This window comes from Streptomyces sp. NPDC058683, assembly GCF_042716195.1.
Lineage (GTDB): Bacteria > Actinomycetota > Actinomycetes > Streptomycetales > Streptomycetaceae > Streptomyces.
In genome coordinates this window covers 71,162-86,395 of the sequence record NZ_JBHXSK010000052.1, presented here as the reverse complement: position 1 = coordinate 86,395, position 15,234 = coordinate 71,162, and the positions used below count along the sequence as shown (strand labels likewise).

At 73.3% G+C, this 15,234-nt stretch carries 8 protein-coding genes; 3 read left to right on the top strand and 5 right to left on the bottom strand.

Annotation, left to right across the window (positions count from 1 at the left end; genetic code table 11):
• Positions 1 to 365 precede the first annotated feature (365 nt).
• On the bottom strand, positions 366 to 914 hold the full coding sequence (locus tag ACFWXC_RS41635; RefSeq protein WP_384487443.1) for a MarR family winged helix-turn-helix transcriptional regulator: 549 nt from the start codon (positions 912 to 914) through the stop codon (positions 366 to 368).
• A 152-nt stretch (positions 915 to 1,066) separates the two neighbouring features.
• Here ACFWXC_RS41635 and ACFWXC_RS41630 point away from each other — a divergent pair, with 152 nt between their 5' ends.
• The gene (locus tag ACFWXC_RS41630) at positions 1,067 to 2,326 is read left to right on the top strand and encodes an MFS transporter (protein WP_384487451.1); all 1,260 of its coding nucleotides are present in this window, start codon (positions 1,067 to 1,069) and stop codon (positions 2,324 to 2,326) included.
• Positions 2,327 to 2,508: 182 nt separating this feature from the next.
• On the opposite strand, the gene ACFWXC_RS41625 is transcribed toward ACFWXC_RS41630, so the two are convergent.
• Entirely contained in the window at positions 2,509 to 4,155 is a 1,647-nt protein-coding gene (locus ACFWXC_RS41625) for a SpoIIE family protein phosphatase (protein WP_384487441.1), read from the bottom strand.
• Positions 4,156 to 4,336: 181 nt separating this feature from the next.
• A complete protein-coding gene (locus tag ACFWXC_RS41620) occupies positions 4,337 to 5,716 on the bottom strand; it encodes an NAD(P)/FAD-dependent oxidoreductase (protein WP_384487439.1) in 1,380 nt (459 codons plus the stop codon).
• A gap of 394 nt (positions 5,717 to 6,110) precedes the next feature.
• Between ACFWXC_RS41620 and ACFWXC_RS41615 the strand changes: the two genes are divergently transcribed.
• The gene (locus ACFWXC_RS41615; protein WP_384487437.1) at positions 6,111 to 6,884 is read left to right on the top strand and encodes a TetR/AcrR family transcriptional regulator; all 774 of its coding nucleotides are present in this window, start codon (positions 6,111 to 6,113) and stop codon (positions 6,882 to 6,884) included.
• A gap of 312 nt (positions 6,885 to 7,196) precedes the next feature.
• Positions 7,197 to 9,095 (top strand): sigma-70 family RNA polymerase sigma factor, encoded by a 1,899-nt coding sequence (locus ACFWXC_RS41610; RefSeq protein ID WP_384487435.1) that lies wholly within the window; start codon positions 7,197 to 7,199, stop codon positions 9,093 to 9,095.
• Here the strand turns inward: ACFWXC_RS41610 and ACFWXC_RS41605 are convergent.
• Together ACFWXC_RS41605 and ACFWXC_RS41600 are read right to left on the bottom strand one after the other, a co-directional pair.
• Positions 9,082 to 12,372, bottom strand: coding sequence for a BTAD domain-containing putative transcriptional regulator (locus ACFWXC_RS41605; protein ID WP_384487433.1), 3,291 nt, complete (start codon positions 12,370 to 12,372; stop codon positions 9,082 to 9,084). The genes ACFWXC_RS41610 and ACFWXC_RS41605 overlap by 14 nt on opposite strands.
• A gap of 101 nt (positions 12,373 to 12,473) precedes the next feature.
• Positions 12,474 to 14,552 carry an asparagine synthase-related protein gene (locus ACFWXC_RS41600; RefSeq protein WP_384487431.1) on the bottom strand — a complete coding sequence of 693 codons (2,079 nt, stop codon included), beginning with the start codon at positions 14,550 to 14,552 and terminating at the stop codon, positions 12,474 to 12,476.
• Positions 14,553 to 15,234 lie beyond the last annotated feature (682 nt).

Sequence of the window (15,234 nt, the reverse complement as noted above, 5' to 3'; positions counted from 1 at the left end):
TTCCCTTTCCGGCGGTTCCGACTCTATCAGATCCTTTCGGCGTCTGATTCCCAGTCAGCGGGTGTTGTCTTCGCGGCTGTTGGGCCGTTCCGACGTCTCAAACCTTAGCGGATTCACTCCGCGATGCCCAATCGGGTCTTGCGACTCGACCGGACAGCACAGAGACCCGAAATCGAATTGAATTCGGGCACGCCGAAATCAACCCGGTCGGGAGATCGTACTGATGGTTTGAGTGCCGCTTATGCGGCGGAGGTGCTGTCGCAGAACCGTTACGGCCCCGCGGCAACCCGAAGAACTTTACGGATCGGGCAGGGGGGTGTCAAGTGCCCCCTGTCAAGATTTTTTCCCGGCCCCCGTGACCTGGGTCAGTCCAGGTCGGTGAGGCGGCCGCCGGCGTCGGGCTGGGCATGCTCCACGCGGCGCAGCAGCCTGGTGAGGACCTCGCCGAGCACACCTCGCTCCGCCGGAGAGAGGTCCTGGAGCAGCTCCTCCTCGAAGACGGAGGCGAGACGCATGGCCTCCAGCCACTTCTCGCGGCCCTCGGGGGTCAGTTCGACGATCACCCGGACGCGGTTGGACTCGTCCCGCTCCCGGGTGACCAGACCCTCGGCGACCATCCGGTCGATGCGGTGGGTCATCGCGGCCGGGGTGAGACCGAGCCGCTTGGCCAGCTCGCTGGGGCCCATGCGGTAGGGGACGCCGGAGAGGACGAGGGCTTTGAGGACCTCCCACTCGGCGTTGCTGATCCCGAGGGCCGAGGTCTGGCGGCCGTAGGCGACGTGCATCCGGCGGTTGAGCCGGGACAGCGCCGAGACGACCTTCTCGACCTGGGGGTCGAGGTCCTGGAACTCGCGCTGGTAGGCGGCGATCTGTTCGTCGAGTGTCGGCTCGCCGGCGCCGGTGGTGTCGGCCATGCCCGCAGTATGGCACGAGCAAGCTTGGCGTTGAAGTCCTTCGCCATGTAGTCTTTAGCTTCGAACTTTAGCTTCTAAGTCTTCAGACTTCAGCAGTCCGATGACTTGACGACCTGAGAGAGGTGAACGTGACCAGGGCGATGGGCGCAGCGATGCGCCGGATCCACGTGGGCAACGCACTCAGCGCGTTCGGGCTCGGCTTCACCGTCCCCTACCTGTACGTCTATGTGGCGCAGGTACGGGGGCTGGGTGCCATGACAGCGGGGTTGGTACTCGCCGTCTTTGCCGTGGCCGCGCTGATCGTGCTGCCGTTCGCCGGCAGGGCGATCGTGCGGCGCGGCCCACTGCCGGTCCTTCTCACCGCCTTGGTCATGGCCGCGATAGGGGCGCTGAGCCTGGGCCTGGCGGGCCATGCGGCGACCGTGCTGGCCGCGGCCGCGCTGCTCGGGGCCGGGCAGGCCGTGATGCAGCCGGCGCTGGCGACGATGATCGTGGACTCCTCGACGGCGGAGACCCGCTCCCGGGCGTTCGCGACTCAGTTCTTCCTGCAGAACCTGGGGCTGGGTGTCGGCGGCCTCATCGGCGGCCACCTGGTCGACACGACCCGGGTCTCCTCCTTCACGCTGCTGTTCGCGATCGAGGCGGCGATGTTCCTGCTGCTGGTCGTGGTGATGTCGACGGTACGGATACCGCACGCACCGCGGATCGCGGGCGCTCCGGCCTCGGGTGCCAAGGGCGGCTGGCAGCAGCTGCTCGGGAACCGGGCGATGGTGCAGCTGAGCGTGCTGGGCTTCGTGCTGTTCTTCGCGTGCTACGGACAGTTCGAGTCCGGGCTGAGCGCGTACGGCGTCGAGGCGGCGGGGATATCGACGTCCGCGCTGGGGACCGCGCTGGCCGCGAACACCCTGATGATCGTGGTCGCTCAGTTCGCCGTGCTCAAGTTCGTGGAGCGCCGGCGGCGGTCCCGGGTGATCGCGGGGGTCGGGCTGATCTGGGCCGTGGCGTGGGTCGCGGCGGGGTACGCGGGGCTGGGGCACGGCAGTCAGGAGATGGCGACGGCCGCGTTCGTGTCGACGTACGCGCTGTTCGGGCTGGGTGAGGCGATGCTGTCGCCGACGGTCGCTCCGCTGGTCGCCGACCTTGCGCCGACGGGGCTGGCCGGGCAGTACAACTCTGCGTTCGCGCTGGTGAAACAGTTGGCGTTGGCCGTGGGGCCGGCGGTGGGGGGTCCGATGGGAGCCTCGCTGCATGCGCCGTACGTCGTGACGTTCCTGCTGTTCTCCCTGGGGATCAGTGTGCTGGCGGTACGCCTCGGAAAGCGGCTGACCGCGGCCCAGGACCAGCCGTGGCTCGCCTCGAAGAGCGTGGTCGTGGCACGGGGTGGAGCTGCTGCGGAGTCCGTGTCCGCGTAGGGGTGGCTGGGGCTGGGGGTTTCGCACACCGGCGCTGGCAGGGTGCCGCTGCGCCCACCCGTGCCGCCCATGCGGCACGACTGCCCGCAGCTAGGTAGCTGGCGTGAGTGGAGCGCCCCCTAGGGGCGCGGGGAACTGCGCGACCAGCCCCCACTCGCCCGCAGCCAAGGCTCGGCCCTCCTCTACCCCTTCGGCAGTACGAACTCGCACCACACCGCCTTCCCGCCCCCCGGTGTCCTTCTCGACCCCCACCCCGAAGCGATCGTCGCCACGATGGCGATCCCCCGGCCCGACTCGTCGCCCGGTTCCGCGCGGCGTCTCCTCGGCAGGTGGTCGTCGCCGTCCGTCACCTCGATGATCAGGCGGCGGTCGGTGCGGCGGAGCCGCAGCCGCATGGGCGGGGTGCCGTGCTGGAGGGAGTTGGCGACCAGCTCGCTCGTGGCGAGGACCCCCAGGTCGTGGAGTTCGACCGGGAAGCGCCAGCTGGTCAGCACGCCGGAGGCGAACGCCCGCGCGCGTGGTGCCGCTTCGACACCGCCGAGGAGTTCCAGCGCCGCGTTGCGGAACAGCTCGCCGTCTGGGCCCGTGCGGGCCGGGTGCTGGAGGACCAGGACGGCGACATCGTCGTCGTGGTCGGCCGTGACGCCGGCCGAGCGGACCAGGCGGTCGCAGATGACCTGCGGAGTGCCGGTGGCTCCCGCCAGCGCGCGTTCGAGCGCGGCGATGCCCTCGTCCAGGTCCTCGTTACGGCGTTCCACCAGGCCGTCCGTGTAGAGGACGGCCGTGGAGCCGGGGCCCAGCGGCACCGAGCCCGACGTGTGGATCCAGCCGCCCGTGCCGAGCGGCGGGCCGGTCGGCTCGTCGGTGCGGAGCACACTGCCGTTCTCGTCGCGGACCAGGATCGGCAGGTGGCCGGCCGAGGCGTACACCAGCCGTCCCTCGTTCGGGTCGTGGACGGCGTAGGCGCAGGTGGCGATCTGGTTGGCGTCGATCTCGGTGGCGAGCCCGTCGAGGAGCTGGAGGACCTCGTGCGGGGGGAGGTCCAGGCGGGCGTAGGCGCGGACCGCCGTACGGAGCTGGCCCATGACGGCCGCCGCGCGGACGCCCCGGCCCATCACGTCGCCGATGACGAGGGCGGTGCGGCCGCCGCCGAGGGTGATGACGTCGTACCAGTCGCCGCCGACCGCGGCCTCGGTGCCGCCGGGCTGGTAGGTCGCGGCGATGCGCAGGTCGTCCGGTTGTTCGAGTTCTTGCGGGAGGAGGCTGCGCTGGAGGGTCACGGCCGTCTCGCGCTGGCGGCGCTCGCTGGCGCGCAGCCGCTCGGCCGCTTCGGCGTGGTCGGTGACGTCGGTGGCGAAGAGGAGGACCCCGCCGTCGTGGTCGTCGTTCTCGGCGACGGGGGTGCAGGTGAACGTGTAGGTGCGGCCGTCGAGTGCTTTGCGTGACTTCAGGGTGCGGGGCTTGCCGCTGCGCAGGACCTGGTCGAGGAGGGGGAGGAGACCGAGTTCGGCGAGTTCCGGCAGGGCCTCGCGGGCGGGGGCGCCCGGGGGCCGTACGCCGAAGGCCGTCGTATAGGCGTCGTTGACGTACGCGATGTGGTGGTCGGGGCCGTGGACGAGGGCGACCAGGGCCGGGACGCGGTCCAGGACGTCTCGGGCGGGCAGTTCGTCGACGGCGGGCAGACACAGCGCGTTGTCGGTCAGTTGTTCGACGCGGGCGGCGGGCACGGAGCCTTCCCCCCGTCGGTCCGGAGGGACCCCGTGCTCGTTCCGCGCTGCGGCGCGGCGCTGCGTTCCGGGGAGCCGGGCGCTCCAGCGCGTGAAGTTCACGAATCCTTGCCTCGTGTCGTCGTCTCCGGCCTGCTACGGGAGCGGCCGGGAGCCGGGGGAAGTCCCCCGGTGCAGTTCTGGGGAGAAGCCTTGTGCTCGGTCGGGGGGCAGTCTGGCAGGGTGGCCGTCGGCGGCGACATCCGTCAGACGCCGGGGCGGGCCGTGGAGTTCCTGAGTTCCGTCAGGACGACCCGTTCGAGTCGTCGGAGGGACTGTGAGGAGGCTTTCCACCGGCCGCGAGTTCGAACTCCGCTCGGGGATGTTCGAGTGATCCGAGCGAGACGATCTCCCGTTTGAAGAGTCCGGAGAGCGTCCATTCGGCGAGCACACGGGCCTTGCGGTTGAAGGTGGGCACCCTGCTCAGGTGGTAGACGCGGTGCATGAACCAGGCAGGGTAGCCCTTCAGCTTGCGCCCGTAGACCTGGGCGACGCCTTTGTGCAGTCCCAGGGAGGCGACCGAGCCGACGTAGGCGTGGGTGTAGGTGTCGAGGGGTTCGCCGCGCAGCGCGTGGACGATGTTGTCGCCGAGGACCCTGGCCTGGCGGACCGCGTGCTGTGCGTTGGGGGCGGTCTCGGTGCCGGGTTCGGCGGCGGTGACGTCGGGAACGGCGGCGGCGTCGCCCGCGGCCCACGCGTGGTCGACGCCGTCGATCGTCAGCTCGGCGGTGCATTTCAGCCGCCCGCGCGGGGTGAGCGGAAGGTCGGTGGCCGCGAGCACGGGGTGCGGTTTGACGCCGGCCGTCCACACGAGCGTCCGGGCCGGGAAGCGCTGGCCGTCGCTGAGGACGGCGATGCGGTCGGCGCAGGATTCCAGGCGGGTGTTCAGCAGCACCTGGATGTTGCGGCGGCGCAGCTCGGTGACGGTGTAGCGGCCCATCTCGGGGCCGACCTCCGGCAGGATCCGGTCGGTGGCCTCGACGAGGATCCACTTCAGGTCCTCGGGCTGGACGTTGTGGTAGTACCGCGTGGCGTAGCGGGCCATGTCCTCCAGTTCGCCGAGGGCTTCCACGCCCGCGTAGCCGCCGCCGACGAAGACGAAGGTGAGGGCCGCGTCGCGGATCGCGGGGTCGCGGGTGGAGGAGGCGATGTCCATCTGCTCGATGACGTGGTTGCGCAGGCCGATGGCCTCCTCGACGGTCTTGAAGCCGATGCCGTGCTCGGCGAGACCGGGGATGGGCAGCGTGCGCGCGACCGAGCCGGGCGCGAGGACCAGTTCGTCGTACTCGAGGAATGTGGCGCCCTTCCGCTCCTCGGCGGTGGCGAGGGTGGTGACTTCGGCGGTGCGCTTGGCGTGCTCGATGGACATCACCTCGCCGATGACGACATGGCACCGGTCCAGGACGCTCCGCAGGGGTACGACGACATGACGAGGAGAAATCGAACCCGCGGCCGCTTCGGGAAGGAACGGCTGGTACGTCATGTAGGGATCGGGGGTGACGACAGTGATGTCGACCTCGTCCCGCCTGAGCTCCGCCTTCAGCTTCCGCTGGAGTCGCAGGGCCGTGTACATCCCGACGTAGCCGCCGCCGACAACGAGAATGCGCGCACGTTCCTTCACCATCCCATGACGCACCCGTGACTGTTGTTTGTCCACAGCCCCGGCAATTTGTGTGACCGGCGGGCTGCTGTGCGGGGTGCCGGGCGCGCGTCCGGAGCCGGACGAAAGGGGCCAGGTCAGCGGGGGCGGACGAGGGGGCGCGGAGGCAACGAATCGGGAGGTAAGCGACCCGTACTCCGATCGGGGGGCGCTCCGTGCGGAACGTCCCCCTTCTGAATTGACAGCCTCTCAACTATGTTCGTGTGTCGACGGGGTGTAGGGGATGTGGCCGAACGGTCCGCGACGGGCGGGTTCACCCGGCGGACGGTCCATGGATCGGCGACAGTTCCACTCGCTCCGGCTTTCACAGTGCGGGGAGAGTCTCCGGGGGGAGACATCATTAACCGGGGGAACACAGATGCATATTCAGGACACGCATTGGGCATCGGCCTCCGCCCTCACGACGGGCGGCGGAACGGTGAGCGCGGCGACGGGCAACGGACGCGGCGACGGGCCGCGTACGACGCCGCTGCGGGTGGACGCACAGCGCAATCTGGAGCACGTACTGCGTGCGGCGCGCGAGGTCTTCGGCGAGCTGGGTTACGGCGCGCCGATGGAGGACGTGGCGCGGCGGGCGCGGGTCGGGGTCGGCACCGTGTACCGGCGCTTCCCCAGCAAGGACGTGCTGGTCCGGCGGATAGCCGAGGAGGAGACCTCCCGGCTGACCGACCAGGCGCGGGCCGCGCTCGGGCAGGAGGACGAGCCGTGGTCGGCGCTGTCGCGCTTCCTGCGGACCTCGGTGGCGTCGGGGGCGGGGCGGTTGCTGCCGCCGCAGGTGCTGCGCGTCGGGGTGCCGGAGGAGGTCGGCGGTTCCGGCACCGGGGCCGAGGCGGCCCGGGTGCCGCAGCAGCGGACGCAGCCCGGCGCCGGTGAGTTGCGGCTGGTGCCGGAGGAACGGGAGCCGACGGCCGGCGCCGACGACGACGCGGGAGCGGCCGCGCTGCTCGAAGTCGTCGGGCGGCTGGTGGAACGGGCTCGCGCGGCGGGTGAGTTGCGGGCGGATGTCTCGGTGTCCGACGTGCTTCTGGTGATCGCCACGGCGGCGCCCTCGCTGCCGGATCCGGCACAGCAGGCGGCGGCTTCGTCGCGGCTGCTGGACATCCTGCTGGAGGGGCTGCGGTCCCGGCCCTGACGGTGCCGTGACGGTGCCCTGTGCCTGGCGGCGCGGGGCATGTGCCGTCAGTGGTCGTAGGCGGGTGCAGGGGGACTGTGGCTGAGCGCGCCCACGCGGCGGTGCCGCACATTGGCCGGGCCCCGCGCTCCTCGCAGGGGCGCGGGGCCCGTCTGCTGATGCTTCCCCTCAGGGGTGATCGTCAGTGCACCGCGCTGACAAGTGCCCTCGGACGAGTGGTACGTCCGTCGCTCCAGGGGCTGAACAAAAGCCAATGTGGCAGTCTGACCCGGTGATTGGGTCGGGTTGGGCAGGCATCGGGGGCGTTCCGCGATGAGCGTTGACGGGTGGGACGAGTCCGCCGGTGAGGAACTGACCTCGCCGCAGGTGCCCAGTCAGGGCGGGCGGGCCGGTGTTCCGCCCGTCGGCGAACCGCCGGAAGGGAACGTTCCGGCACAGCGGAGCGGCAGTGTGCTGCCACCGCCCCGGGAACAGCCCCCCGCCGACACCCAGTTGATCGAGCGGATGCGGGGCGGCGACGACTCGGCCTACGAGGAGCTGTACCGGCGGCACGCGGACGCGGTACGGCGGTACGCGCGGACCTGCTGCCGGGACGGGCACACCGCGGACGACCTGACCGCCGAGGTCTTCGCCCGGATGCTGCAGGCGGTGCGCGGCGGGGCCGGGCCCGAGTACGCCGTGCGTGCCTATCTGCTCACCTCCGTACGGCGGGTCGCCGCGCAGTGGATCAAGTCGGCCCGGCGTGAGCAACTCGTCGACGACTTCGCGCTGTTCGCGGCGCAGTCCGCGCGTGGCTCCGAGGCCGACGACACCGCATCCGCCGGCTCCTTCGGAGCGGGGTTGGACCTCGGCGCCGATGTGCGCGCGATGCACGAGGCCGAGCAGTCGATGGCGATGCAGGCCTTCCGTTCGCTGCCCGAGCGGTGGCAGGCGGTGCTGTGGCACACCGAGGTCGAGGACGAGTCGCCGAGCGAGGTGGCCACCCTGTTCGGGCTGGACGCCAACGGCACGCGTGTCCTTGCCAGCCGGGCCCGTGAGGGGCTGAAGCAGGCCTACCTCCAGGCCCATGTGAGCGCCTCTCTCATCGACGACGAGGAGTGCGCCCGCTACGCCGACCAGCTCGGCGGCTACGCCCGCCGCAAGCTGCGCATCCGCGCGGAGCGGGGGCTGCGCAAGCATCTGGAGGAGTGCGCCAAGTGCCGGCTGGCCGCCACCCAGATCGAGGAGGTCGCCGCCGGTATCCCGGCCGTCGTACCGGTCGCGGTCATCGGCTGGTTCGGGGCCGCCGGGTACGCCAAGGCGCTCGGGATCATCGCGGGCGGTGCCGGAGTGGGGGCCGCGGGCGCGGCCGCCGCGGCGGGCGGTTCGTCCGGCGGGGCGGGCGGCGGTGCCGGTGGTGCCGCGGCCTCGGAGGGGCTGGGGGCGCCGGTGAAGGCCGGCATCGCGGCCGGGGTGGTCGCCGTGGCGGCCACCGCCGCGCTGGCCCTCGCCCTGATGAACGACAGCCATCCGACCAAGGAGGTGGCCCGCCCCACCCCCTCCGCGCCGGTCGTCGAGCCCGGGACACCGACCCCGGCCCCCACCCCGCCGAAGCGGGCGCCGCAACCCGAGCCGGTGGTCCTCGCCCCGGAGCCGACCCCGACGCCCACCCCGAGCCCGCCCGCGACTCCGAAGCCCACCCCGAGCCCCAGGCCGACCCCCACCCCCAGTCCGACGCCCAGCCCGACCCCGAAGCCGGCCCCCACTCCCACGCCGACGCCCACGCCGCCGCCCGCCCCGGTCGTCTACCAGTGGAACGAGCTGCGCTTCGACGTCACCGGCGACGGCACCCAGCCCGAGATGCGGCTCGGCGAGAGCAGCTGGGTGTGGCAGCGGTACGGGGTGACGGTCGCCGGCGAGCGGTACGCGAACGGCGTCACCGTGCACGGCCGGTCCTCCGTCACCATCGACCTCAACCGCGAGTGCACCGCCTACGACGCGATGGCCGGCGTCGACGACATGACGCTCGGCCTCGGCAAGGTCGCCTTCGCCGTCTACGCGGACGGGGAGCGGCTGTGGCGGTCCGGGACGGTCGAGGGCGGTCAGGCCGCCGTGCCCGTCCATGTGAACCTCGCCGGGCACCGGACCGTGCGGCTGGTGGTCGAACCGGGGACCGGCTTCGACTCGGTGGCACTCGCCGACTGGGCCGACTCGAAGTTCACCTGCCGGTAGCGGTGCCCGTGGGCGTCCTGCTCAGTTCGCGCAGGACGTGCTCCTCGGTGAGGGACGCACCGCGGGAGCGCTCGGCCGCGTAGCGCTCCGGGGTCAGCGCCGCGTGGGCGGCCGCGTCGATCTCCGCGGCGCGGGTGCGCTCCGGCTCGGGGCGGACGCTGCCGGCCCGCCAGTGGTCGGCGGCGGCGAACAGCCGTACCGCGCCCGCCAGATCGCCGAGCCGGGCCAGCAGGTCGGCGCCGACGTCCGCCAGCGCCGCCGTGATCACCTCGGCGCACCGGGCCTCCATCGCCTCGCGCAGTCCCCCGGCCAGGATCGGCAGCCCCTGCCGCGGGCCCTGCTCCATCGCCGTGATCAGGGCATCGACCGCGCGGAACCCCGCCATGAACTGCGGTGGCGGGGTGCCGCCCAGCGTCGCCGCGCGGGCGGCCTCGCAGAACCCGCGCGCCTGGGCCGGGTCCCCCTCGTGCTGGGCCATGTGCGCCCGCAGCAGCGCCACGAACGCCTGCGACTCCGCCACCCCGTACCGGTCCGAGGCCTCGCTCGCCCGGTCCAGGGTGGCCCGGGCGGTCGCCCGGTCGCCGGAGCGGTAGGCGATCTCGGCGAGCCGCGCGATCAGGAACGGCGTCTCGGCGTACGCGCCGACCTCGTGGGCCAGCCGCAGCGCCTCCTCGTACTCGGTCCCGGCCTCCGTGAACAGGCCGCGCGCCATGGCCGCCTCACCGGCCGCGCTGCACACCTGTGCCCGCATCCAGCGGTCCCCGACCCGCCGGCTGAGGATCCGCAGCTCCGCCAGGTCCTCGTCGACGCCCCGCAGATTGCCGGGCGAGTCGACCATGACATGGGCGCGGTACATCAGGGTGACGCCGATCTCCCAGTCGCCGCCGTGCACCCGGCAGTTGGCGACTACGGCGGCCATGTCGGGGCCGACGTCCGCCGAGCTGCCCAGGAACCAGGCGGTCAGCGGCCAGATGATGCCCGGCAGCCGGGCGGCCCGGGGACCGCCCGCCTCGAAGGCGCTCCGGACCAGCGCGATGTACTTCGGGGCCCGCTCGTCCGTCACCAGGCCGGCCGAGGCGGACTCGGACGCCAGGAGCAGGTCGAACAGCCGCAGGTCCATGCGCAGTTCGTGCAGCGGGTGCCCGGTGTCGGTGTCCGGGGCGGCCAGCAGCGCGCCCACCGGGTCCGCCGCGTCGGCCAGCGCGCGCAGTTCCTCCGGGCCGGCGCCGTCCGGCAGGGCGTCCCGGGCGATGCCCAGGCGCAGCACCGCGCCCATCCAGGCCATGGCCTCCAGGCGGTAGTTCCGCAGCCACCAGAACCAGCTGACGGCGAGGACGATCCCGCCCGCCAGCGCCTCGTCGCCCGCGTACACCGCGCGGTCGAGGGCGGCGCGGATGTTGTCGAGGTCTGTCTCCAGGCGGCGGATCCACGGAAGCTGCTCCCCGGACCGCAGCTTCGGCGCCGCCTCCTCCACCAGCGCCCGCACCCAGGCGCCGTGCCGCCGCTCGGCCGCCGCGCGCAGCCCCGGGACCTCGGCGGCACGCTCGACGGCGTACTCGTGGATGGTCTCCAGCATGCGGTAGCGCATACCGCCGGTGCCGTCCGGGCCGTCCGGGGTGGCGACGACCAGGGACTTGTCGACGAGCGCACCGACGAGGTCGGCGACGGGGCCGGTGCACACGGCCTCCGCCGCCGCGAGGTCCCAGCCGCCGGCGAAGACGGACACCTCGCGCAGGACCGTGCGCTCCCCCTCGTCGAGCAGGTCCCAGGACCAGTCGACGACCGCGCGCAGGGTCTGCTGGCGGGGCAGGAGCGTGCGGCTGCCGGAGGTGAGCAGGCGGAAGCGGTCGTCGAGCCGGTCGGCGATCTGCCGGGGCGTCAGCAGCCGCAGCCGGGCCGCCGCGAGCTCGATGGCGAGCGGCAGTCCGTCCAGGCGGCGGCAGATCTCGTCGACCGCCGTCCGGTCGCCCGGCGCGCCACGGACGTCGGGACGGACGGTGGCGGCGCGCTCCTCGAAGAGCCGGTGTGCCTGCTCGGGGGCGAGGGGCTCGACCGGGCGCACCGACTCACCGGGGACACCGAGGGGTTCACGGCTGGTGGCGAGGATCGTGAGCCCCGGACAGCGGGTGAGCAGGGTCTCGGCGAGGGCGGCCGCCGCTTCGATGACATGTTCGCAGTTGTCAAGGATCAGGAGTTGGCTGCGTCGCGCGCAGTACTCGACGAGCAGGGCCGTGGGGTCGGCCTGCGGGGTCCCCAGCTCGTTGGTCATGAGCACGGTCTCGCGCAGACCGAGCGCGCTGACCACCGCGCCTGGCACCGCCTCCGGCCGGTCGAGCGGGGCGAGCTCGACGAGCCATGCCTGCGGGAGCCCGGCGGCGGCCTCCTCGGCGAGACGGGTCTTTCCGGAGCCGCCCGGTCCGGTGAGGGTGACGAGGCGGGCCCTGTGCAATTCGGAACGAACCGCGTCGAGTTCGGGTTCCCGGCCCACGAAAGAGGTAAGCCGTGGACGCAGGTTGCCGGTGCGGGGCGGGGGTGTGCCCGGCGGGGCCGGCTCCTGTCTCAGCAACGACGCGTGCAGGGACCGGAGTTCCGGGCCGGGGTCGGTGCCGAGGCCGTCGGCGAGGGTGCTGCGGGCGGTCTCGTACGCGGCGAGGGCGTCCGCCGTGCGGCCGGTGTCGCGCAGGGCGCGGATGAGGAGGGCGTGCAGCGGTTCGTCGTACGGGTGCGCCCTGGTCAGCGCGGTCAGCTCCGGTACGGCGTCGGAGGCGCGGCCGAGGCGGAGGGCGGCGTCGGCGCGGGTGCGGGCGGCCTCCAGCCGGAGTGCCTCGGGGCGGGCGGCGGCCGGCACGCGGTCGGGGAGGTCGGCGAGGGCGGGGCCGCGCCACAGGGCGAGGGCCTCGGTGAGGACGCGGTGGGCTGTCGCCGGATCGGCGGCGGCGAGGGCGGCCGCGCCTTCGCGTACCCGGCGTTCGAAGACGTGCAGGTCGATGTCGTCCTCGGCGGCGTCCAGGCGGTAGCCGCCGGGGGTGGAGGCGACGGTGTCCTTGCCGAGGGCGCGGCGGAGCCGGCCGACGAGGGCCTGGAGGGCGGCCGGGGCGTCCTGCGGCGGGTCGTCGTCCGCCGCCCAGACCTCCTGGATGAGGGTCTCGGGGGTGAGGGTGCGGTGGGGGTGGAGAGCGAGGACGGTGAGCAGCGCGCGCAGGCGGGGGCCGCCGATGGGTATGGGGGTGCCCTGGTCATCGGTCGCTTGGGTGACACCCAGAATTCGGTACCGCACCGGGTCATTGTCGCCGGGGCGTGGGTATCGGGCACGGGGGTTTCGGAGGTGGGGCACTGGAGGTCCGCGGACCGGCAGCGCAACGGCGCCCTCCCGGAGGGTCACGCCCCCGATGCCAGCGCCCCCCTCATCGGCCGGATCCCCGCAGGGACCGCACGGGCGCGTGCCGGTGTGCCCGTCCAGCACGTGCCCCGGCGGGACAGCAGGCGGCGGAGCCACAGTTCCAGGGAGACCAGGTCGGCCAGTCCGTCCAGCGGCAGGGGTTCGCCCGCCGCCGCCCCGCGCACCGCCTTGCGGACCACCCGGGCCTCCACCAGGCCCGCCTGCGCCAGCAGCGGCGTCGAGAAGAGGGCGATCAGATCGTCGGCCGCCACGCGCAGCCCCGTGCGGGTGGCGGCCGCGGAGGAGGCGTGCGAGGGGGCGCCCCAGCCCGGCGGGAGGTCGGCGACGCCGGCGCCCTCCAGGACCGTGCGGAGGATGGCGGCGCGGGCTCCCGGCTGCACGCGCAGCGCCTCGGGGAGGTCGCGGCAGGCGCGGACCACCTGGTTGTCGAGGAAGGGGGCGTGCAGGCGCTGGGAGCGGATCTCGGCGGCCTGCTCCAGGATGCGGATGTCGGCCGCGTGGCGGGCGAGGACGGCACGCGCGCGGTAGTCGCCGGGGCGCTGCCCGGGGCCGACGCCGGAGCGGTTCGCGGCCCCCTGGAGCAGAACCGATACTTCAGCCAGCGCCTCACCCGTCAGCCAGCGCGCCGCCGGGCCGGGTCTCGCCCAGGTGAGTGCCGCGAGGGACGCGCCCACCGCGCCTCCCGGGTCGTCGAAACGGCGCCGCAGCAGGCGCTCGGCGAGGGACTCGACGCCCGCGCGGTACGGCGTACGCGCCAGCCGGCGCGCCGCGCTGTACACGCGCGCGGAGACCATCACCGAGCCGTCGGCCTTGGCGAGCGCGGCGACCGGGCGGACGAGGTGCCGCCGCTTGCGGTCCATCAGCAGGTCGGCGAGGCGCGCGGGGTGCGCGTCCAGGACCTGGCGGGCGCCGTAGCCGGTGAAGTGGTCGGCGCTGCCTGCGGCGAGGCGGGCGCGGTGTCTGGCGGCGTGCACGAGGGACGGGCCCGGTTCGTCGGTCAGGGGGCCCTCCAGGTCGGCGTACGGGAGCACGTCCTCGCCGCCGGTGACCACCACGTGGTGCAGCCGCGGGTTGGCCGCCAGGGTGCCCGCGCGTTGGAGTTCCGCCTCGCGGCCGCCGACGGCGAGGTCGTTGAAGGTGACCGCGAGGAGGCGCTCGCCGGCGCCCGTGCCGTGCCCCAGGACCGTGCCGGGCATGCCGGGCAGACCGGCGGCCAGCAGGGCGAGGGTGCCGGAGGCCGGGCCGCCGGACAGGTCGGCGCCGATGCCCGGCACCGGCATCCCGCGCGCCGCACGCCGCTCGGCGGGGCCCATGCCGGGCACCGGACCGGGGTCGATGTCCGGGACGTGCCGGGGGGCCGACAGCCGCGCGCGTACGGCTTCTACGAGCGCGTCCCGTACGGCGTCCACCGCACGGTCGGGGTCGGCGGAGGGGGCCGCGACCGCGAGCGAGGCGACCTGCTCGTACCCGGCGACCTCGCGCGCCCCGGTGCGCAGGATCAGCGCATGCCCCGGCGGAATGCGCCGTACGCCCTCGTACGGGGTCGAGTCGTGCACCGCGGCCGGTACGTCGGGGGCGGCCAGGAGCGCGGCGAGGTGTCCGTAGTCGAGGTTGGCCTCGATCAGGTCGGCGAGCGGCAGCGCGGCCGTGGCGTAGGCCGTACCGCCTGCCCAGGGGGTGTGGAAGACCGGGCGGGCGCCCGCGAGGTCGCCGCAGACGGTGATCCGGCGGCCGACCTGGACGACGGCGGTGTAGCTGCCGGGCCAGGCGGTCAGATGCCGGAGTGCGCCCCCGCGCGCCGTGAAGAGGCCGAGGCGCAGCTCCTCGTCGGTGGCGCCGCAGGTGCCGAGGACGGCGATGCGGTTCTGGGCGTCCGCCTTGATGACGCGCACCTCGTCGGGGCGCCAGTCACCGACCGCCCAGAGCGGGTCCGGGTCGCCCCACAACAGCTGGGAGCCGACGGGGTGGACGGTCTCGCCGTCGTATCCCAGGGCGCCGGCGGAGCCGAGCGTGGCGGCACCGGAGGCGGTGCTGCTCCATCCCACCAACCACCGCATCGACGCCTCCACAGCCTGTGGACAACCATGCACGGTACGAACTGGATCCCCATGCTGCCATGAAGGACGCGCTCCGGAGGGGCGGTGGGGCCGCCTTTGATCCTCGGAAGATTTCACGGAGTTGCCGCAGGACCGGCCCACGCGCGCGTGCTGTGGAAGAGTCGCGGCAGAGCCGCGGAGGAAGCCGACTGCCGTACGGCACAAGGCGACTGCGACGCGAATGCGCCCCCCGTACGCTCCCCCAGGACGCCCTTCGCGCCCTCAATTCCCATGGTAGGAGCGTTGATCGCCCGCAGAAGGAGGGGTCGATTTTCGGCCAATTCGGCGAGGTCCGCGCGGCGGTGCGCACGCTCCGTACATGCTTTGCGCACCGCACGCGCGTGTGCTCGAACGCGCACAGTCCGGGAGGCGGGCATCGCCTCCCGGACCGGTCCGCCACCCGCGGGGATTGAGGTGGCGGTGTCCCCCAGCCCACTGGATCCAGTACAGCGGGCCGACCCACGCAAGGACCATGGAACCGCTCCCCCGATGGCCGGAGAAGAGCGCACGGCCAGGCGCACGGCCACACGGCGGGGGCACGACGCGACAGGCCGTGCACGGTGCGTATATGGGCCGCACTCGCGTACGGACCACAATCCCGCCATCCGGAACAATGCCCCTTAACGCTTGGGATGCGGCGAAC